We start from the raw sequence: 19,572 nt of genomic DNA on the forward strand, positions 1-19,572 counted from the left end.
TTTGCCCGGGTGGAAGGGAGGGGAACGTGGGCTCAGTGGACGGGGAAGTCAAGCGGGCCGGTGCCGCCGAGCGGGCCGACTCCGCTCGGAAAGCGCACTCAGGAGGACCGTGAACGACGACCGCACCGGTGATGAACAGGCCGGCGGTGAACGGGCCAGCGATGAGCGGGCCGGCAGTGCGCGGGCCGGCGATGAGCGGGCCGATCCTTCACACCGTCGCCCTGATGGAGTGAGTGACGCGACCGTCGAAGCACTCGGAACCCTCTCGGAGGCCCTGGAGACCGTGGAACGGGCGCGGGGCAGCCTCTACGCCTTCCACCAACTGACCGGAGGCGCGGATCTCAAGCTGGACGAGGCTCTGGAGCAGTTGCGCAGGGGCGGTCACGATGCCCAGGCCGACCTGCTGGAACGCGAGATCATGGGCCGGAACGTCATCCCCGGCCGCTGGACCTTCCAGATCGTCGAGGAGTACAACGCCCACTACTACCAGCCCTTCACCGAGATCGAGAGCCGCATCCGCGGTGAACTGCTCGACGGACGGCAGCACGTGTACGAGGCGGAGATGAAGGAGGCCCGCCGCACCCATGGGCACCCTGACCACACTCCGCATCCCTGACGATGCATCAGACAGCGTCCCCTCGTACGACGTACAAACGCGGACGCACAGCCACGTACGCAAGCAGGGCGTAGGGGATTTTTCGGCAGCGCACACAAAACGATGCGTCAACCCTGCCGGGCAGCCGGGCGTGAGTTGCGACCGCGGCATGAGTGCGCAACCACCCTGGGGACCCCTTCAGCTGGGCGAACAGGCCCTCAGCTTGTTCTATTCACCTCTGGGCTCGAAAACCTCTGGCCGCAGCGCACCCTGCCCCGAGGGGTGCGAGTCGGTCTGTGTGGTCCCAAGCCGACCTGGCTGAGAGGGGTTCGGTTCTAGGCCAAACATTGGCCTAGATGGCCTCTAGGTTGCTGACAGCAGACACCTTCGAAGGGACCGAGATGCCTGAGCCGACCACCACCAACGCCGCCCCGCAGGGCTACACGACCATCGCGCCCTGGGTGGTCACTGATGACACAGGAGGATTCCTCGACTTCGTCACCCAGGTGTTCGACGGGGAGGAACTGTCGCGGGTGGCGACCGAGGACGGCTTGATCGGGCACGCCGAGATCCGGGTCGGCGACACCGTGCTGATGGCCTTCGACCGACACGCCGACTGGCCCGCCATGCCCACTCTGCTGAACGTGTTCGTGGCCGACGTGGACAGGACGCTCGCGCAGGCCCTCGAAGCCGGAGGCCGGCTCGTCACTTCCCCGGCAGATGACGCGTTCGGGCAGCGAGGCGGACGCGTCAAGGACCCCTTCGGCAACATCTGGTGGATCACCAGCCACGTGGAGAACCTCTCGGAAAGTGAGATGTGGGAACGGTTGCAGGATCCCGTGTACGCCCAGGCCATGCGCGCCGCCCAACAGACACTGGACGCCGAGCTCAGCGGCCGGCGCCGTGGACGCAGCAGCACCCCGGTGAAAGACGCTCGCTGACTTCCGCACTCTCCCACCCGTCTCCGCTTGTTCTTCTGACAGCGGCCAGTTGGTTCTCCCCGCCCGTGGCCACTTCAGCTCCCGGTTGTGGCCACTTCAATTCCCCGTTGGCGGCCACTTCCTCTACAGAGCGTGATGCGCCCGCGATGGCACCGGTGGGCGCCTCGTTCATGACGGCCGCCCGCCGGACTCCCAGTTGTGCACCTCGATGTCGGCGTACCGGTCGTGTGTGAGGATGGCGCGTGCGGTGGCCGGGTCCGGAGCCCGGAGCAACGCCGCCGTGCCCAGCCAGAGAGCCCCGTCGTCGGACAGCAGCGGTCCGTAGGCAATCAGCTCCTTCAGCTCGGGCGGCAGCGCAAGGTCTGCGGCCTCTCCCGCGCCGAGGCCGAGCACCAGGTATCGGTTGCCTCCGGTCCGGCCGCCGGGGAAGTCCCACATGGTGCGCCCCAGGGCGTTGTGCCACCGTCGCACGAGTACGTCCCGGTAGGCGCCGGCCTGGTAGTTCGGCTCGTCGAAGGCGAACGCGCGGGCGGCAGCGGGATCGGGCAGGTCGAGGATGTGCACGCTGCCGGTGAGGGTCTCGCCGTCGTCAGCGAAGGTCGGCCCTCGGGCGATCATCTGCTTCGCGAATCCGTCCATGTAGGACAAGTGCGCATCGTTCAGTTCGTAGCGCAGCGACAGTGAGCCAGTGCGATCGCGGTGGTAGCAGAGGAACTCCATGGCCGCAGTGTTCCCTTGAACAGGCGCCGATGGCGAGGGGGTTTCACTGCGATGACCGCACGGCCGACTCGCGCGAGTCGTCGAAGACCGTGAAGGTGAGTCTGCTGTCTGATACCGGTTCCGGGGAAGTGTTCGCGAAGGCGTCACGCTTCCGGGACGACCTGTTCGACTGCCTGACCGCGCGGGGACGAGCTGTTCGAGCTCAGGAGATGGCTGCGGCAGTCGATCCGGAGTTCGTTCGTCAGCGGTCGGTGAGCATTCCCTCGCGCAGCCGCCCGAGCGTGCGGGTCAGCAGACGGGACACATGCATTTGGGAGAGGTTCAGCTCATCGCCGATGGCGGCCTGGGTCATCTCCCGGCCGAAGCGCATCTCCAGGATGCGCCGTTCACGGTCGTCCAGTTCCTCCAGCAGCGGTGCGAGCGCATGGAAGTCCTCCACGAGCTCCATCGCCGGGTCGACGTCGCCCAGGACGTCCCCGTAGGAGGCCCCTCCTTGGGCCGCACCGTCCTCGGAGTCCCCGATCGGGAGGTCGAGGGAGCCCGCGGTGTATCCGTTGGACGCCACCAAGCCCTCGGTGATCTCCTCGTCGCTCAGATCGAGGAACTCCGCCAGTTCCCTGACGGTGGGGTCGCGGTCCAGTACGGCACCGAGTTCGTCGCGGGCCTTGGCCAGCTCCGTACGCAACTCCTGGAGGCGGCGCGGTACGTGGACCGCCCAGGACGAGTCACGGAAGTAGCGCTTGATCTCTCCGACGATGTAGGGGATCGCGAACGAGGTGAACTGGACCTCACGGCTCAGGTCGAACCGGTCGATGGCCTTGATCAGACCGATGGTGCCGACCTGGACGATGTCCTCCATCTCCCCACTGCCGCGGTTGCGGAACCGGCCGGCGGCGAAGCGCACCAGGGAGAGGTTCATCTCGATCAGGGTGTTGCGGGCGTACTGGTACTCCGCCGTTCCCTCCTCCAGAGTCCGGAGGCGGTCGAAGAAGACCTTCGACAAGCCCTTCGCATCCTTGGGCGCGATCTGGGCGGGATCGGCGACCTGCGGGAGGTCGCTCTCCCCCGCACGGCACGTCGTCTCCTCGTTCGCGGTGCTCTCACGGTGCGGTGCGGATGCGACTTTCGTCATCGCGGTCGGGCCTCCTTCGAACATAGGTGTGGAACTGCACCTGCCCGAAGCACTGGCGTGCACACGTATCGGATTCCCCGTCAGACGCGCCGGGAGGGCACTGGCGGGTTCTCGACGAACTCGGAAAGCCGGGCGGGCGCGCCTCGCTACGGGAGTCGGAGAGGTCGCGTCAAGGGTGACCAAGCGCGGGTGAGGACTCCGGGAGACGGCCCCATTCTGGGACCGGGTGGCGGAGGCTGCTATCGCCCCAGGGCCCGCTTGAGTTGCTGTTTGTTCATCGTCGAACGTCCTTCGATGTTGCGCTTCTTCGCCTCTTCGTAGAGCTGGTCCTTCGTCGGGCCTTCGGCGCCGGAGTGCGACCGTTGGCCCCCGCGCTCCGAGGCGGACTTGGGGTCGCGCAGCGAGGTGCGACTCGCGGTCTCGGACTCGCCGGCGCGGGCACGTTCCTTATTGACCGTGCGCGCCGCGATCTCCTTCGCCTGTTTCGGTGACTCCCCGCGCTTCTCCGCGGACTCCTTGATGTGTTCGTACTGACGTTCCCTTTTGGGGCTCGATCCTCGCGGCATGGCGCGTTCTCCTCGTCGTGGCGCATCCCGCCCGGGCCTGGAATGAGCCCTTCCAGGCGGGATTCCCTCGTACGGGTAACCCGCCTACCGGCCGTCCAATCCCGGCGGGGGCCGATCGGACGTCGGCCGACCAAGGCGGGCCGTGTGAAGGGACGGGCTAGCCGGGTGAAGGGACGGGGTACGGGGGCATCCGGCCGGTAAGGCAGAGAGCACCGTCCCAGCGCTGCGAAAAATGATCGCGAGCGCAGTCGTACGGAGCTGATCTGTGGGCAGGAGCCCAGCAAGACAGTCTCCACTATTCAACGTGTAATGGTGGATAGCTAGAAAACTAGCCCATACCAAGACGGAAGGAATGTCATGGCCAAGGACGAGAAGGCACGTGCAAAGGCGCAGCAGGTCAAGGGCAAGGTCGAGAAGGAAGCCGGCCGCGCGGTGGGCAACGAACGTTTGGCGGCCAAGGGGCGGGCGAAGGAGTCCGAAGGACACGCCCGCGCGGCCAAGGAGAAGGCCAAGGACACCTTCAAGCCGTAGCCAGCCGTACGTCGGTCCCGTCCTTGACGGACCTGACGTTGGCGGACCGCGCCGGCGGGAACGACAGCTGTCAGATCGCCGGCGTGGTCGGCCCCCGTCCGGATCCGCTCCCGGCGTTGGACGGTTGTGCGGAGAGGGGGGTGGCGATGTCCTCCAGTGAGCGGCCTTCCGCGGCGACGGCGAAGAAGAAGGCGACCAGCCCGGCGGCGACCATCAGTGCAGCCCCGATGCAGAATGCGAGGGCGGCCTCGGTGAGGACTCCGCTCTCGGTCAGTCCGGCGAAGACGAGGGGGCCGGAGATGCCGCCTGCTGCGGTGCCGATGGCGTAGAAGAAGGCGATGGACATCGCCCGTGTCTCCATGGGGAAGATCTCGCTGACGGTCAGATAGGCGGAGCTTGCTCCGGCTGATGCGAAGAAGAGGACGACGCACCAGCACAGGGTCATCGTCGTTGCGGTGAGCACTCCGGCACCGAAGAGTGCGGCGGTGGCGAACAGGAGCAGTCCGGACAGGATGTAGGTACCGGCGATCATGGGCCGCCGTCCCCAGGTGTCGAAGAGACGCCCGAGCAGCAGCGGGCCGAGGAAGTTGCCCGCGGCGATGACGGCGAAGTAGTAGCCGGTCGATCCGGTGGGGACGTCGAAGAACGTGACCAGGATCGAGCCGAAGCCGAAGGTGATGGCGTTGTACAGGAACGCCTGCCCGATGAAGAGTGCGAAGCCGAGGGTGGCGCGTCGCGGGTAGACGCGGAAGACCGTCCGGGCGATCTCCCCGAAGCCGATCGTGCCACGCTGATGGACGGTCATCTCCCCCGCAGGGTCGGGCAGGGGTCGTCCGATGTCCTGTTCGACCTGGTGTTCCACCTCGTCGACGAGCCGTTCGGCGTCCTTGGCCCGGCCGTGGATCAGCATCCAGCGCGGGCTCTCCGGTACGTGCCGTCGGACCAGCAGGATCACCAGGCCGAGTACGACACCCAGGGCGAAGGTGAGCCGCCAGCCGATGTCCTTCGGGAACAGATCAGTGTTGAGCGCGAGGACGGACAGCAGTGCGCCGCCCATGGCTCCGAGCCAGTAGCTGCCGTTGATGATCAGGTCGACCCGGCCCCGGTACTTGCTGGGGATCAACTCGTCGATCGCGGAGTTGATCGCCGCGTACTCCCCACCGATACCGAAGCCGGTGAGGAATCGGAAGAGGAAGAACCACCAGGCGGTGAAGGAGACCGCGGTCAGGGCGGTGGCCGCGAGGTAGACCGACAGGGTGATGAGGAACAGCTTCTTGCGGCCGTAGCGGTCGGTGAGTCGGCCGAAGAACAGGGCCCCGGAGCAGGCGCCGGCGACATAGAGCGCCGCGGCGACCCCGGTGATCTGCGCATCGGAGATGTCGAGTCCGCTGCCGTCCTCTGCGATCCGCCCGGCGATGGCACCCACCACGGTGACTTCCAGACCGTCGAGGATCCACACGGTCCCCAGGCCGATGACGATCATCCAGTGCCAACGCGACCAGGGCAGGCGATCGAGCCGGGCAGGCACCTTCGTCGTGATGGTGGACACCTGCCCCGGTCCGTTCCCGCTCATGTACTGGCGCCTTCCGCCCGTGTCGAGGACCCGGCCGGATGATCGAGCCCTGAGGCGCCCACCCGTACCACGCGGCGACCGGGGGTAAACCGCGCCCGTCCGCGGAGAAGGGGGCAGCGCATCGGCCCCGGTTTGGCCCGCCGATAGCGGGTATCCGCTGGCGGACCGGGATGAGGGGGTGGACGGTGGCGGACATGGAGAGGCAGCGCAGCCGTGGCGGGGCGCAGGACGCGGGGACTCGTTTGACGGTCCTGGTCGCCCTCGGCGCCAATGTGGTGATCGCGGCGGCGAAGACGGCTGCCGGGCTCATGGCCGGTTCGCCCGCGCTCCTGTCCGAGGCGGCGCACTCGCTCGCGGACAGCCTCAATGAGGTCTTCCTGCTCATCGCCGTACGGCGCAGCAAGCGTCCTCCGGATGAACACCACCCGTTCGGCTACGGCAAGGAACGCTACTTCTGGGCCCTCCTCGCCGCGGTGGGCATCTTTGTGATGGGCGGCTGCTTCTCCGTCTACCAGGGCATCCAGGCGTTGCGTACGGACCCTCAGGAGTCGATGCGCGGGTACGTCACCGGGCTGGTGGTCCTTGCGGTCGCCCTGCTCGCCGAAGGCACCTCTCTGGTTCGCGCCCTCCACCAGGCCCGACGGGTGGGCGCGGCGGACCCGGCGCTGCGAACGGTGATCGCGGAGGACACCACCGCCGTGGTGGGGGTCCTGCTCGCGGCGTCCGGGATCGCGTTGCACCTGGCGACCGGCGATGTGGTGTGGGAGGCCGGAGCCTCGGTGGGGATCGGCCTGCTCCTGGTGTACGTGGCCTTCCGATTGGCCAGGGAGGCCAGGGACCGACTGATCGGGGAGGCGATCGACCCTCAGCTCACCACCCGGATCAGAGCCCTCATCGATGCGCAGGAGGAGATCGACACGGTGGCCGGGCTGCTGACCATGCGGCTCGGGCTGGACTCGGTGCTCGTGGCCGCACGGGTCGATCTGATGCCGGGGATCGACAGCGAGGACGTCGAACTCGTCTGTGTGCGCATCAAGCGGGAGATCACCGCCGAATGGCCGCAGGCCGACCAGGTGTTCATCGACATCACCGAGGCGCCCGGCCGCGGCGGGGAATCAGACTCTGTCGGCACTGGACCTGGCGCCGGACCCCGGGCTTGAGTAGTTGAGGTACAGAAAGTGCCGCTGAGATTGATCTGGGGGTGCTGGGCTACTTCCCGGGGGCTTCGAGCTGGCGGGGAACGGCGCCTGTCCGGAGTTCTCTGAGGTCGGGGATGTGGTTGTAGAGGGTGCCCGGGGAGATGTTGAGGAGCTTGGCGATCGAGGTGATGGAGCGGCCGGGGTCGGGCAGGAGGTTGCGGGCGGCGCGGATGACTTCCTCGGTGGCGACGGTGGGGCGTCCGCCGACCCGGCCGCGGGCGCGGGCGGCGGCCAGGCCCTCGTTGGTGCCGATGACGATGAGTTCGCGGATGAACTCGGCGAGGGCGACGAAGACGTGGAAGACGAGTCGGCCGCCGTGGGTGGTGGTGTCCAGGTTCTCGTGGAGCGAGGTGAACCCGATCCCACGCGTGCGGAGTTCGGCGACCATGTTGATGAGGTCCTGGAGGCTGCGGCCGTAGCGGTCGAGAGAGGGCACCACGAGGGTGTCGCCGGGGTCGAGGAAGGCGTGGCACGCCTTCAGCTCCGGGCGGAGGGCGTTCTTGCCGGACTCCTTGTCCGCGAAGATCTTCCGGCACCCGGCGGCGGTGAGCGCGTCGAGCTGCCGTTCGAGCTTCTGCCCGCCGGTGGAGACCAGGGCGTATCCGATCTTGATCTCGGTGCGGACGAGCGGTTCGGCGACGAGGAGGTCCGGCCCGTCGGCCGGTTCGGGGGCGGTCATGGGCCCGGATCATGTCAGAAAACGGTGGTCCGAAGTGTTGAACGGCCTGGGTTTTTGAAGGGGTTTCTGAAGCCTCTACGGGGTCCGTGCGCCCCTGTCGGGCGATCTACAGAAAACGAAGGTTTTTGAAGGCCGGGCCTACCGGCGCAGCGCAACACCGGCGCCGCGGAGCAGGGCGGCGAGGTCGGCGGGGATGGGCATCGGAGTGGTGAGTCCAGCCCGGGTACGGCCGGTGTTGCCGTCCGGGTACTTCCCGGCGGCTGAGCCGGGGCCAGCCACCGCCAGACGCACCAGCTGGCCGAGGACTTCGCGGGCATCGCGGTCGCGGAGGGCGAGGCGGAGCATGACCGCGTGCGTGCGGGTGTGGGGGCCGGGCCAGGGCTGGGACAGGATGTGGGCCCGCTCGGCCGCGCGCCACCGTCCCGCGGTCGGGCCCGGGGCGCGGGCTGCGGTCATCTCGGCGGTGAACACCTCAAGGAGGGCGGGCGGCATGGGCGAGCGGCGGGGCACGGACAACCTCCAAGGATTCAGGATCCTCTGAATTCAAGCATCGGTGTATCGTCTTGTCCATGCTGACCCTCGCCACCGATCTCGACGCCCTGACCCGCTTCGGCCGGGCGCTGGCCGACCCGATCCGCTGCCGCATCCTCCTCGCGCTGCGGGAGGCCCCGGCCTACCCTGCCGACCTCGCCGACGCCCTGGAGATCTCCCGGACCCGGCTGTCGAACCACCTGGCGTGTCTGCGGGACTGCGGCCTGGTCGTCACCGTTCCCGACGGCCGCCGTACCCGCTACGAGCTGGCCGACCCCCGGCTCGGCCACGCCCTGGACGACCTGCGCAACGCCGTGGTCGCCGTCGAGGCGGACAAGACCTGCCCCGATGCGGAGACGAAGAGCTGCTGCTGAGATGACCGCGATATCCCTCGGGCCCGGCCCGGCCCGCCGCGACGTCCTCGCCCGCCGCATACGCCTGCTGGTCGCCGCGACCATCACCTACAACGTCATCGAGGCGGCCGTCGCCATCACCGCCGGCACCCTCGCCTCCTCCACCGCCCTGATCGGCTTCGGCCTGGACTCGGTCATCGAGGTCTCCTCAGCCACCGCGGTCGCCTGGCAGTTCTCCGCCCGCGACCACGCCGTACGCGAAGCGCGCGAGCAGCGGACCCTGCGGATCATCGCCGTTTCCTTCTTCGCGCTCGCCGCCTACGTCACCTTCGACGCCGTCCGCGCGCTCACCGGCACCGTCGAAGCGGAGCCGTCGATCCCCGGCATCGTCATCGCCGCCCTGTCACTGGCGATCATGCCGTTCCTGTCCGCCGCCCAGCGCAGGACCGGCCGCGAACTCGGCTCCGCCTCCGCGGTCGCCGACTCCAAACAGACTCTGCTGTGCACGTACCTGTCCGCCGTCCTCCTGGTCGGCCTGGTCCTCAACGCCACCCTCGGCTGGTCCTGGGCCGACCCCATCGCCGCCCTCGTCATCGCCGCCATCGCCGTCAAGGAAGGCCGCGACGCCTGGCAGGGCAAAGGCTGCTGCGCACCCGCCACCACGAACGTGCCGGCCGCCGGCGCCGAGCCGGACGCGTGCGGCTGCAAGCCCGGCTGCGACTGCTGCAACTGACCGCACCGCCCCCGGGCCCCGGGGCCTTCAACCGTCCTGGTGCTCGCCGTCGTCGGCGTCGGGGTCCCGGAAGGGGCGCAGCCCCTGGCCGGGACCGCTGGCGGTGATGTTGAACAGGTAGCGGCCCAGGAAGTCGATGTGCCGGTCCCTGAGCGGGGAGAGACGGGCGGCGTCCTCGTCCTTGATGTCGTGACCCTCGGCGCGGAGCCGGGTGACGGGCGGCGTCGAGGTAGCGGGTGTTCCACAGGACGACGGCGTTGAGGACCAGGCCCAGACTGGCCAGCTGGTCTTCCTGGCCGTCGCGGTGCGCCTGGCGGCTCTAGCCCCGGCCGCCGTGGCAGATCGCGCGGGCGAGGCGGTGGCGGGACTCCTGCACGGTGAGCTGCCGTTCATCAGGCGCCGGTAGGTGTCGTCGACCGGGTCGACCAGGGCGAGCAGGTGCATGGTCTTGTCGATCCGCCCGTACTCGGCGAACGCCGACCCCAGCGGGGAGGGGTGGCCCTCGCGTCCGAACATCCGCAGCAGGTCGTACGCCCTCACCTGGTTGGTGATGAGCGACCCGGCCACGCGGAGCATGTCCGGCCAGTGTGCGGCGATCTTCTTCAGGTTGACCCGGTCGCAGGCCACAGCCTCCAGCGGACCGTACCCGGCGGCCGGCAGCGCCGACGCAAGCCCCGGATCGGCCCGGTCCACCGCGCGGGCCACCGCCTCGTACAGACACCGCTCGGCCACCGTACGGGCCTCCGACACCTGCCGGGCCAGCACCGACACCCCCGGCAGCAGCACCCGGTTCCGCCGCAGCCACGTCACCGCGTGGTTGAACAGCGCCACCGGCCCCTCCGTGCGCGTCCACGCCCGCCTGTACAGGAACCGCGGAACTCCCGCCCCACCGCCGGTCGCTGAAATCCTGATACCCGAACCGCTCCCGGATCTCCTCCGCGTGCTCGTACGGAGTCCTACGCCGCTCCGGGTACCGCTTCACGCACGACGCGTCCCCGATACCGAGCTGCCCGGCCAGGTACTCCACGACCTCCCACGACACCGCCAGCGGATCATCGGCATCATCGGCCAGGAACCGGCCGACGTAGCGAACCGTACAGACCTGCACACCCCGTTCGCCGTCTCCGTCGAAGCGTCGACCGTGTAGGTCTTCTTGAGGTTGGGCGCGGTGTCGTAGGGACTCGACGCCTTCAGCGGATACACCGTGCCGTCGGGGGCGAGGAGATTCACCACCAGGTCGCCGCGGAAGGTGTGGGTGATGTCCACGCCCACGCGCAGTGCTGCCGGGGCGTTGCCGGGGATTCCGGTGACGGTGACCGGCGAGGTGACCGCGGGGCCGAGGTCCTCGATGGGGATGTCGATCGCGTTCTCGAAGACCGTGCCCGGCGGGTTGGGCTCGCCGCCGCCCGAACCGGACCGCCCGGGACGCACACGGCGGGCGGCGACCCCCCGACACAGAGAAGAGGGCTCTTCGTGGCACCGTGCCATGAAGAGCCCACTGGGGCGGGGCGTACCGCCCCTGATGACGCCGCCGATCGCCGGCCGCCCCGGTCAAGGCAGCCGGCTACACCCGCTTCACGCCTGCGCGAGCAACGGGTCGTACGCCGCGGAGCGTTGGCGACCCGACATGAAGGACAGGAACTCCTTCACGAACGCACTGCGCGAGTACGTCCCACCGGTCTCGGACATATCGCGGTGGAACCCGGTGCGGAACAACGCCCGGTACTCGTCCGCGTCGATGGACTCATTCCCATCGGCGTCGGTGGCGTCGAAGAGGACATCGGCGAGCTTGATCAGCGCCGGCCCGGCGAGATGAGGTACGGCCGCGGCGTACTCCTGGGCGCTGATGCGACCGTCACCGTCGCTGTCGAGGGCCTGCTGTAGTTCCTTCCACCAGTCCGCGTAGGCGTTGTACAGCCTGGTCTCCGCGGGTTCTTCCAAGTCGAGCCGGCCGGAGAGTTCACGTGCCATGGCCGCGAGGTCCGGCCAGTCCAGGGAGCCGTCTCCGGTCTGGTCCAGCACGGTGCGGAAGAACTCCTCGGCACTGCGCTGGGAGCCGCTGGCGTCCCCGGGCTCGGGCTCGTCGGGGAGCGGCGTGATCAATCTGAGCAGGGCCCCGGCGCGCTTGATCCCGTCGCGTACCGCCGTGATCGTCTTGGCACGAGGGTCGTCGCTGTCCGGGGACAGGGACAGCAGACTGGCGACCCCCTCGGCGTGGATCCAGCCGTCGGGCAGGAAGCGCGCAAGCCCGACGGCCAGATAGGCGCTCTGGGTCAGCGTCTGGGCGCCGGGGATCTCCGGGAGTCCCGCACGACGGCGGAACGGCTCCGGCAAGGACGCCACGGTGATCGTGCCGATGACCGGCCCGGCGAGCGCCCGGCCCGCCGCCCAGATGGTGGGAATGCCCTCCAGCAGAGCCGGTGCGGGAAGGTGGTCGAACAGCTTGTAGAGGATGATCTGGAGCGCTTCGGTGTTCTCCAACTCCTCCTCGACCATGCGGTCGTAGTACTGCCAGAACTCGTTCAGCGTGGGCGGCAGATGGCCGGCCTGGTCCCCCAAGGCCGCGAGATATGCCCGGAACTCGGCGTACAGGCGCTCCATCGTGATCTGTTCGAGGGGCTGGCCGCTGAGCCGGCACATGGTGACGGCGCTCTCGAAGAGCGTCGCCACCACCCAGGCGCGCACCTCGGGGTCCATCGCGTCGTACGGCTGATTGCGGGCGTCGGTGCCATTCAGTCGTGCGTGCAGCCGGTTCAACCGTGCGGCCTCGCGCTGCCGCACCTGCTCATCGGCGCCGAACATGCGCCGCATGCTCAGGAAGGTGTTCTGGAGCCGCCGCCACGGATGGGTGGTGAAGGTGGAGTTGTCGATCAGGGCCGCACCGATCTGCGGGTGGGCGGCCTCCAGCACGGTCGCCCGGACCATCGCCAGCGCCCAGCGCGGATCGTTGAAGAACTGGTCGAACTGCGAGCCGGGGCCGAACAGCGGGCTGTCATCCGCGGACTGCTGCGTCGGCCCCTCGTCGCTGGCGGCCGTCGATTCGCCGCTGCCGGGCTGAGGGGTGGTGGTGGTCACGGTCGGTGGGCTCCATTCACGGCAGAAGTGACACCGCCGAAACGACGGTCGCGCTGTTGGTAGGTGTGCACGCACTCCACGAAGTGCGCCGCACGGAAGTCAGGCCAGAGGACGGGCGGGAAGACCCACTCGGCATAGGCGACCTGCCACAACATGAAGTTGGAGATGCGCTGCTCTCCCGAGGTCCGGATGACGAGGTCCACATCGGGTGTGTCGGGAAAGGGGAGGTGGGCGGCGAAGCTCTGCTCGGTGACCGCATCGGCCGGCACGCCACCGCGGATGAGGGACCGTGCCGCCTCGACGATGTCGCCACGCCCGCCGTGGTCGAACGCCACGGTCAACGTCATACCGCGGTTGGCCTCGGTCAAGGTCATCAGATCCTCGAAGTCCCGGGCCAGGGACGCCGGGACCTTCGAGTCGGACACCCCGAGGAACCGACAGCGAATTCCGCGCGCATGCAGCAGCGGTGCGTGCTTGCGCACCACACGGCGCACCAGATGCATGAGGAAGTCGACCTCGCTGCTCGGGCGGCGCCAGTTCTCCGTGGAGAAGGCGTACAGGCTCAGCCACTCCACCCCGGCCGAGCGGGCGGCCTCGATGACGTCGATCACCGTGGTCTCCGCCGCACGGTGGCCCGAAGTGCGCGGCAGGGACCGCTGCGCAGCCCATCGACCGTTGCCGTCCATCACGCACGCGACGTGACGCGGCACGCTCCCGCGCCGGTTTCCGCTCTCCGAAGGCCGCTTCTGGGCCTGAGTCGGTAACCGGGTTGAACCACCGACGTCCCCGTCGACCTGCACATGCGCCCCTCCCGTTGTTGCGGCAAGAGCAGCTCACCGCAGGCGATCCTGCTGACTCGGCAGGGCGGGCCGCGGCTCGAAAGGCTCACCTACGGGTCGGCACGTGCCGTACCGAGGCACACCGGCGCCGCTCGGCGACGAAGAATCGCCGAGCCGTCGGTCAACGTGAAGCCCCCGACAAACCGACCCTCAGTACGGACAACTGCGCGACCGTCCCTCTCCCCCGCGGACCACCCCGGTCAACAAGCAGGAGGATGCCGGGACACTCCATCGGATGCACGGGACTTGTCGCCCATTCACTCGTACGGGGACCTGAGCGTAGGGGCGGCATGCGCGGCGGCGTAGCCGTGAGGGCGTACGTCTCGCTCCGAAGGGCTGCATCGCGAGCAGCAACAGGAATCGGTTCCGGACCGCGTCAGCCGGACCCCGTCAGCCCCTTCAGCCCCTTCAGCCTCTTCAAAGGGTGGGGGTGCGGTTCGCCTGTTGGCGCAGGCGGAAGGGGAGGACGTACCAGCAGAGGGCGAACCAGAGCATCACCACGGCGCTGATGGTGGTGGCGAGGGGGCCCGGTAGCACCACGTGGAGGATGAGGAGCAGGGTGCAGCCGATGGTGCAGGCGAGCAGGACCATGCCGAGGACCATCAGTCGTCCTGCCGTGCGGACGACTTCGTCCTTCATGCGCTGGCCCGAGAGGAAACGGTGGATCGACACGGGGGCTATGAGGGAGGCGGTGGCCAAGGCCCCGAGTGCCACGGTCGCGACGTAGAGGGCGCGGCCGGGTGTGTCCAGTTCGCGGAAGGTCGGGGTGAACGCCAGGCTCAGCAGGAACCCGAACAGGATCTGGACACCGGTCTGGGCAACCCGGGTCTCCTGGAGGATCTCGTTCCAACGTCGGTTCTCACGCTCGCGCGGCGACTCCTCGACATCATCCGATGTGTCGTTCCGACCGCCCGGGCACCGGCACACGTGCTCGGCACCGGGTCTTTCGCTTCCATCCGTCACGCTCATCGGCGCACCCTCCCTTTTCTGACCGGGCGTGTACCCCTCTTGTACGGGAACACGCCGTGCGACCTTGCTCGTACGCGCTCCCCCACGGAGAGCTCACGGCCCGCCGTCACGACCCGGTACGAGGATCACAACCCGGCAACGGACTGGATGGGCCGGGCCCGGCGGGGGCAGACGGACGAGGCGGGTGCGGCCCCTGGGGAGGTCAGCCGCACCCGTCACTCCTCGTGCCCGTCACCGGTGAGGGGTCATGCACCGGTGCGGGACTCGCTAGGCGCGGGGCGTCCCGTAGTAGGTGCCGACCTGGTGGTGGTAGCCGGTGTCTCCGACGTGCTTGTCCTTGTCGAACTCCGGCGAGCCCTTGATCTCGTCCTTGGTGCGGTCGACGTAGACCTTCTGCTCGGCCGGGTCGATACGGGAGATGGTGCCGGCCGGCAGCAGTACGTGCTTGCCGAAGATCCACATGCCGGTGTCCACGACGAGGAAGGCTGCGCCGACCTCCTCCGAGTACTTGTCGACCTTGCCGATCTGGCCGTCGGTCGCCTCCACCTTGAAGCCGGTCAGGTCCGAACCGGTCTGGTGGCCGGACGCTGCGTGGTATCCCCAAATGTTCGTCATGTTGAATCCTCTCGATCAAAGTGACTGCGCGGGTCGGACAGTGAACTCGGCGACCCGGCAGGGTGATTCATAGAAGCGGGTTCCCGAATCGATCCGGAACACTCCCGAAAGAAGGGAAGAGACGGATAAAACCGAGATCGAACGCCCATGGCCGCGGTTTCGCCGATTGGTCCGCAGGACGGTTCTCATACCTTTCGCATGGATCACGTCGGCAATTTCCGATGGCGAATTTCACCCCGGCGTCTCGGCCGCGAGGGCGCAACCGGGAGGCCCACACACGCAGGTGGGCCGGGACAGAAGGCGATCTCTGTCCCGGCCCACCGAATGCGGGAAGACGTGCTACCAGCGGTACCAGCGACCGCGGCGACCACCGCCGCCACCCGGCCGGACGACGAAGCCCAACACCCATACGACGAGCAGGATGACCGCGAGCCACCACAACGCTTCCAGAGCGAATCCAGCACCGAAAAGCAGAAGGACGAGAAGCAGAACAAGTACCAAGGGAACCATGATTATTAACCTCCGGAAAATCAGGTGCCCCGACAAGAAACATTCACTCCTGAAATTCTGCTGTTTTGATCCGATCGAGTCCGGGCAGAAGAGGGGTTCGCCCAAATCCTTCGATCCCGGGATGCCGCAAGTGCCTCACTCTTACCAATGCGCTGTACAGTCAGTACACCGTGCCTGCCGATCCTCGGGGCGGCATTTCCCGAACGGCCAGGTGACGAGATGACACGACTGCCGCCAGAAACCGCCCCAGCGCCTTCGCTGTCGCTGGACGAGCGGAAGCAGCGGATGAGACGCCGACTGGAGCGTCTGATCGGCATCGCCGCCACGGAAGGGAACGCCCTGCTGCCGCTGCGCAACGGGGACGAGATCTTCCCCGCGATGTTGGAGAGCATCCGCAACGCGGAACACACGGTGGACATGATGACCTTCGTGTACTGGCGCGGCGACATCGCGCGCCAGTTCGCCGAAGCGCTGGCCGACCGGGCTCGCAACGGAGTCCGGGTACGTCTGCTGCTGGACGGTTTCGGCAGCCGCCTCATCGAGAAGGACCTGCTCGACCTGATGGACCGGGCCGGTGCACAGGTGGCTTGGTTCCGCAAACCCCTGTACCTCTCCCCGCTGAAGCAGAATCACCGCTGCCACCGCAAGGTGCTCGTCGTGGACGAGTCGGTGGCGTACACCGGCGGGGTGGGCATCGCCGAGGAGTGGTGCGGTGACGCCGGCAGTGAGAACGAATGGCGTGACACCCATGTCCGGGTGAGCGGTCCCGCCGTGGACGGCATCGCCGCCGCGTTCGCACAGAACTGGGCCGAGTGCCACGACTCCCTCTTCGACGACCACGACCGCTTCACCACCCACTCTTCGCAAGGGGACGCCGTGGTGCAGGTCGTGCGCGGCTCGGCCAGTTTCGGCTGGCAGGACATGCAGACCCTGATCCGCGTCATGCTCGAATCCGCCCAGGAACGCTTCCGACTGGCCACCGCCTACTTCGCCCCGGACGCCTACTTCATCGATCTGATCTGCGAGGCGGCCAGACGCGGGGTCGAGGTGGAGATCCTCCTCCCCGGCCCTCACACCGACAAACGGGTCTGCCAACTCGCGGGCCAGCACCACTACGAGGAACTCCTCGAATGCGGTGTGAAGATCTTCCAGTACCAGCCGACGATGATGCACGCCAAAGTGATCACGGTGGATCAGGTCGCCTCGCTGATCGGCTCCACCAACTTCAACCGCCGCTCCCTCGACCATGACGAAGAGGTCATGCTCGCGGTCTTGGACGTATCGTTCACCGCCACCCTGGACGGCCACTTCGACGAGGACCTCCAGCTCAGTGAGCGCATCGAGAAGGGACGCTGGAAACGGCGATCCAACACTCAGCGCCTGCGGGAGGCCGCTGTCGCCCCCATCCGACGGTTTCTCTGACCGGGGTACGGCGTGGGGTCGATCCACGTCTGGCCGCCCACCCCTTGCGAGCGCTGGAACCAGTCAACCGCGAGCCGCAGCATCGACGCATGAGCGCCCCGGGAACGGGAACCCTTGTGCCCGACGGGTCGCGCTCCAACCTTTCGCTGGTGGCGGCCCGTTGTGGGACGCCGACGATCCGCGCGGTCCGCATGCCGAACCGCTTCCGTGCCGTCCGGTGGATCCGGACAGCTTTGAGAAAGGACACCCCATCTTGCCGTGGCAACTCCTCCTTGAGCAGGTCAGGTACGCCGGCCGATACGCCACCCCAGAGGAGGGTGAACGGGCCCTGCGCGCGGTACTCACCGTCCTGGGCGGACAACTCAGTGACGAGGAGAGTGCGGAGCTCGCCCGGCTCCTCCCCCGCGAGGCGGGACAACTGCTCGTCGCCCAACCGTCGCTCGCCGAGCCGCTGAGCGCGCCCGCGTTCGTCGGTGCAGTCGCCTTCCGGCTCGCCCCCACCACCTCGCCCCAGGCCCGCTGGGCCACCAGCACCGTCCTCGCCCTCGTCGCCCAGCACGCCGGCCGTCCCCTCACCCGTCGCCTCCTCGCCAAGCTTCCGCCCGGACACGCCGTCCTGTTCGGGCAGAGCGGATTCACCCCGACTGCTGCCGCGGCCTGAGCCCGCGGCCCGGCGCAGGGCCGGGTCAGGTGCAGGGCCGGGTCAGGTGCAAGCGTGTGTCGCGGTGAGTGGGCAGGGGTCACCCCGCTACGGCGGTACTTCCCCGTCCTGTGCGGCAGCGGGTGGACCAGGGCGAACCCGGGTGAGCGAAATTACCTGGCGGCGCCAACTATCCATTGGTGCAGACCACTTGTCGACCCTCGTGCGATGCGGATAGTTTTCACCCGGCCGCCCCAGCCGGGAGCAACCGTGCCGTCGGCGGAGCATGTCGCGAACCCCGTCATTGGACCACCGCACCGCACCTTCAGGAGTTGTGATGACCTTGAAACGAAGTGCTGCCGGCGTGCTCGCCGGGTTCCTCACCATCGGCACCGTCCTGTTCGCGGGCGCCGGTTCCGCATCGGCCTCGATCGGCTACCGCGCGATCAGCGACCACTCGTCGTACGCCGAATGCAAGGCCGCAGGCGCCGCTGTGGCGCATCTGTACGGACCGCTCTCCGACTGCAGGCCCCACCAGTTCGTCGCCAACGTGTACACCCTCTGGGTTCGCGTGCTCTGATTCCCACGACGTGTCGCCGCCAGCCTCGGCTTGGCGGCGACACGGTTGGGCCCTGACGTTGACGTTCAGCAAAGGGGGTCGGTCCGGTGCTCTGGCGGAGCAGGACAGGAGAAACGCCCCGCTGCCGGAGGTCCGGAGCGGGGCGTTCTGTCGCGCGGTGGGTCAGTGGTGGGACGCGTACGTGAGGAAGGTGTTCCAGGCTTCCGGGGCTACGGCCAGTTGCGGGCTCTGCCGCAGCTTGGAGTCCCGGACATGGATCGTGGTGGGGCAGGCGGCGACCTCGACGCAGTCGTCACCCTGCGAGCCGCTGTAGCTGGACTTGCGCCAGGACATCGCCACTTCCACACAGTCACCATCGCCACTGCTGCTGTAGCTGCTCTTGAACCAGATCAGACTTGCGACGCTCATGCTGCTCCTCGCATCCGCTGCAACAGGCCAAGGGAGTCGTCCAAGGAGAGAGCCTGTGAACGCATCCTGGCATATCGCATCTGGAGGAGGCTGACCTCTTTCGAGTCGGAAACAAACTGGCCGGCACGCTGGCCCTCGCAGTAGCCGAACCAACGGTTCTGGAAAGTCTCTAGCAGTTGCATCGGTCCTGCCAATCCAGCGTGAGCCGTCCTGACCAGCGGCATCACCTGAACCTCCACGTTCCTCAACTTGGCAATCAACAACAGATGATCGACAAGTCCGCGCGTCACCTCCGGGCCACCCGCGTCTCGCAGCAAGAGGTGCTCTTCGAGAATGAAGCTGAACGCAGTGTTCGGGCGCTCCATCAGCAACCTCTGTCGTTCCGCTCGCGCCACCCACTGCGCCTCGATCTGGTCGTCACCCAAAGGCGGTAGCTGGTTCACGAACAGCATTCGCGCGTACCCCTCCGTCTGCAACAACCCCGGCACCACCCGGCACTCGTAGGTGTTCAGACTCACCGCCTCCGCCTCCAGCTTGGCCCACTGTCGGAACCAACTAGCCAGACCCGGTTGGCGGGAAAGGTGTCGGGCGGCGCCGCGCAGGGCGCCGAAGGCGTCCAGGACCTCTTCCGCGCGTTCCACGAAGTCCGGGGGCGGGAAGCGGCGGCCCTGTTCGATGGAGGCGATGGTGGGGACCGAGTAGCGGACCCTCGGGGCGAACTCCTCCTGGGTCAGGCGCGCCCGTTTGCGGAACGCTTTGACGACCTCGCCGAACGCCCTGAGGCTGTCCGATGTCTCCGGTTCACCACCGGCGGCGAGGCCGCCCGCACCCGTACCGTCCGTCATTCCAGACACCTCCCGCGCGACCGCTTCTTCCCCGTATCCAACTCCTCAACTCGGCCATGCTCACGGGCGGTTACCCCTACCGTCCAGGCCCCGAACCCGTACGCTGCTCCCGCGTA

At 67.9% G+C, this 19,572-nt stretch carries 22 protein-coding genes and 4 pseudogenes; 9 read left to right on the top strand and 17 right to left on the bottom strand.

Annotated features, from left to right (window positions below):
* The first annotated feature begins 229 nt into the window (after positions 1-229).
* A complete protein-coding gene (locus ACFXJL_RS16825) occupies positions 230-616 on the top strand; it encodes a hypothetical protein (RefSeq protein ID WP_384693277.1) in 387 nt (128 codons plus the stop codon).
* 380 nt (positions 617-996) lie between these two features.
* On the top strand, positions 997-1,536 hold the full coding sequence (locus tag ACFXJL_RS16830) for a VOC family protein (protein ID WP_384693280.1): 540 nt from the start codon (positions 997-999) through the stop codon (positions 1,534-1,536).
* A gap of 168 nt (positions 1,537-1,704) precedes the next feature.
* Here the strand turns inward: ACFXJL_RS16830 and ACFXJL_RS16835 are convergent, their stop codons facing one another.
* From ACFXJL_RS16835 to ACFXJL_RS16845, 3 genes are all read right to left on the bottom strand, one after another.
* A complete protein-coding gene (locus ACFXJL_RS16835; protein ID WP_384633119.1) occupies positions 1,705-2,256 on the bottom strand; it encodes a YciI family protein in 552 nt (183 codons plus the stop codon).
* A 241-nt stretch (positions 2,257-2,497) separates the two neighbouring features.
* Positions 2,498-3,388: an RNA polymerase sigma factor SigF gene (locus tag ACFXJL_RS16840; protein ID WP_384633122.1), complete on the bottom strand. Its 891-nt coding sequence runs from the start codon at positions 3,386-3,388 to the stop codon at positions 2,498-2,500.
* 239 nt (positions 3,389-3,627) lie between these two features.
* Entirely contained in the window at positions 3,628-3,954 is a 327-nt protein-coding gene (locus ACFXJL_RS16845; protein WP_384633125.1) for a plasmid stabilization protein, read from the bottom strand.
* A 357-nt stretch (positions 3,955-4,311) separates the two neighbouring features.
* Here ACFXJL_RS16845 and ACFXJL_RS16850 point away from each other — a divergent pair, with 357 nt between their 5' ends.
* A complete protein-coding gene (locus ACFXJL_RS16850; RefSeq protein ID WP_358880384.1) occupies positions 4,312-4,485 on the top strand; it encodes a CsbD family protein in 174 nt (57 codons plus the stop codon).
* 70 nt (positions 4,486-4,555) lie between these two features.
* Here the strand turns inward: ACFXJL_RS16850 and ACFXJL_RS16855 are convergent, their stop codons facing one another.
* Positions 4,556-6,058 carry an MFS transporter gene (locus ACFXJL_RS16855; RefSeq protein ID WP_384693043.1) on the bottom strand — a complete coding sequence of 501 codons (1,503 nt, stop codon included), beginning with the start codon at positions 6,056-6,058 and terminating at the stop codon, positions 4,556-4,558.
* 194 nt (positions 6,059-6,252) lie between these two features.
* Between ACFXJL_RS16855 and ACFXJL_RS16860 the strand changes: the two genes are divergently transcribed.
* A complete protein-coding gene (locus ACFXJL_RS16860) occupies positions 6,253-7,218 on the top strand; it encodes a cation diffusion facilitator family transporter (protein ID WP_384633131.1) in 966 nt (321 codons plus the stop codon).
* A 49-nt stretch (positions 7,219-7,267) separates the two neighbouring features.
* Here the strand turns inward: ACFXJL_RS16860 and ACFXJL_RS16865 are convergent, their stop codons facing one another.
* Both ACFXJL_RS16865 and ACFXJL_RS16870 read right to left on the bottom strand, forming a co-directional pair.
* On the bottom strand, positions 7,268-7,936 hold the full coding sequence (locus tag ACFXJL_RS16865) for a recombinase family protein (protein ID WP_384693046.1): 669 nt from the start codon (positions 7,934-7,936) through the stop codon (positions 7,268-7,270).
* Positions 7,937-8,074: 138 nt separating this feature from the next.
* Entirely contained in the window at positions 8,075-8,446 is a 372-nt protein-coding gene (locus tag ACFXJL_RS16870; RefSeq protein WP_384633348.1) for a DUF3703 domain-containing protein, read from the bottom strand.
* Positions 8,447-8,505: 59 nt separating this feature from the next.
* Here ACFXJL_RS16870 and ACFXJL_RS16875 point away from each other — a divergent pair, with 59 nt between their 5' ends.
* Together ACFXJL_RS16875 and ACFXJL_RS16880 are read left to right on the top strand one after the other, a co-directional pair.
* The gene (locus ACFXJL_RS16875) at positions 8,506-8,841 is read left to right on the top strand and encodes an ArsR/SmtB family transcription factor (protein WP_384633137.1); all 336 of its coding nucleotides are present in this window, start codon (positions 8,506-8,508) and stop codon (positions 8,839-8,841) included.
* A gap of 1 nt (position 8,842) precedes the next feature.
* Complete coding sequence (locus ACFXJL_RS16880) at positions 8,843-9,553, top strand: cation transporter (RefSeq protein WP_384633139.1); 711 nt, start codon at positions 8,843-8,845, stop codon at positions 9,551-9,553.
* A gap of 27 nt (positions 9,554-9,580) precedes the next feature.
* Here ACFXJL_RS16880 and ACFXJL_RS16885 read toward each other — a convergent pair.
* The 9 genes and pseudogenes from ACFXJL_RS16885 to ACFXJL_RS16925 all read right to left on the bottom strand — a co-directional run bounded on the left by ACFXJL_RS16885 (position 9,581) and on the right by ACFXJL_RS16925 (position 15,561).
* Positions 9,581-10,324, bottom strand: a pseudogene (locus ACFXJL_RS16885) (Tn3 family transposase).
* A pseudogene (locus ACFXJL_RS16890) lies at positions 10,304-10,465 on the bottom strand (DUF4158 domain-containing protein); the annotation flags it as partial. The pseudogenes ACFXJL_RS16885 and ACFXJL_RS16890, both read right to left, overlap by 21 nt.
* 34 nt (positions 10,466-10,499) lie before the next feature.
* Positions 10,500-10,661: pseudogene (locus tag ACFXJL_RS16895) on the bottom strand (DUF4158 domain-containing protein); the annotation flags it as partial.
* Positions 10,662-10,672: 11 nt separating this feature from the next.
* Positions 10,673-11,041 (bottom strand): annotated as a pseudogene (locus tag ACFXJL_RS16900) (proprotein convertase P-domain-containing protein); the annotation flags it as partial.
* 87 nt (positions 11,042-11,128) lie between these two features.
* Entirely contained in the window at positions 11,129-12,538 is a 1,410-nt protein-coding gene (locus ACFXJL_RS16905) for an oxygenase MpaB family protein (RefSeq protein ID WP_384693283.1), read from the bottom strand.
* Positions 12,539-12,624: 86 nt separating this feature from the next.
* Positions 12,625-13,338, bottom strand: coding sequence for a polyprenyl diphosphate synthase (gene uppS / locus ACFXJL_RS16910; protein WP_384693051.1), 714 nt, complete (start codon positions 13,336-13,338; stop codon positions 12,625-12,627).
* A 546-nt stretch (positions 13,339-13,884) separates the two neighbouring features.
* Positions 13,885-14,436 (bottom strand): DUF6328 family protein, encoded by a 552-nt coding sequence (locus tag ACFXJL_RS16915; RefSeq protein WP_358879004.1) that lies wholly within the window; start codon positions 14,434-14,436, stop codon positions 13,885-13,887.
* A 267-nt stretch (positions 14,437-14,703) separates the two neighbouring features.
* Positions 14,704-15,051 (bottom strand): PRC-barrel domain-containing protein, encoded by a 348-nt coding sequence (locus ACFXJL_RS16920; protein WP_329024130.1) that lies wholly within the window; start codon positions 15,049-15,051, stop codon positions 14,704-14,706.
* A 339-nt stretch (positions 15,052-15,390) separates the two neighbouring features.
* Positions 15,391-15,561, bottom strand: a complete 171-nt coding sequence (locus ACFXJL_RS16925; RefSeq protein WP_329024129.1) for a hydrophobic protein — start codon at positions 15,559-15,561, stop codon at positions 15,391-15,393.
* 219 nt (positions 15,562-15,780) lie between these two features.
* Between ACFXJL_RS16925 and ACFXJL_RS16930 the strand changes: the two genes are divergently transcribed.
* From ACFXJL_RS16930 to ACFXJL_RS16940, 3 genes are all read left to right on the top strand, one after another.
* A complete protein-coding gene (locus tag ACFXJL_RS16930) occupies positions 15,781-16,983 on the top strand; it encodes a phospholipase D-like domain-containing protein (protein WP_358879003.1) in 1,203 nt (400 codons plus the stop codon).
* Between the two features lie 253 nt (positions 16,984-17,236).
* Positions 17,237-17,644 carry a DUF2267 domain-containing protein gene (locus ACFXJL_RS16935; protein ID WP_383535865.1) on the top strand — a complete coding sequence of 136 codons (408 nt, stop codon included), beginning with the start codon at positions 17,237-17,239 and terminating at the stop codon, positions 17,642-17,644.
* Positions 17,645-17,960: 316 nt separating this feature from the next.
* Positions 17,961-18,203: a hypothetical protein gene (locus tag ACFXJL_RS16940; protein ID WP_383535866.1), complete on the top strand. Its 243-nt coding sequence runs from the start codon at positions 17,961-17,963 to the stop codon at positions 18,201-18,203.
* Positions 18,204-18,365: 162 nt separating this feature from the next.
* Here ACFXJL_RS16940 and ACFXJL_RS16945 read toward each other — a convergent pair whose 3' ends face one another.
* The gene (locus ACFXJL_RS16945; protein WP_384633150.1) at positions 18,366-18,611 is read right to left on the bottom strand and encodes a DUF397 domain-containing protein; all 246 of its coding nucleotides are present in this window, start codon (positions 18,609-18,611) and stop codon (positions 18,366-18,368) included.
* Positions 18,608-19,456, bottom strand: coding sequence for a Scr1 family TA system antitoxin-like transcriptional regulator (locus ACFXJL_RS16950; protein WP_384633152.1), 849 nt, complete (start codon positions 19,454-19,456; stop codon positions 18,608-18,610). Before ACFXJL_RS16950 ends, ACFXJL_RS16945 begins: the two co-directional genes overlap by 4 nt.
* Between the last annotated feature and the right edge of the window lie 116 nt (positions 19,457-19,572).

It is taken from the genome of Streptomyces sp. NPDC059256 (assembly GCF_042753785.1).
Classification (GTDB): domain Bacteria; phylum Actinomycetota; class Actinomycetes; order Streptomycetales; family Streptomycetaceae; genus Streptomyces.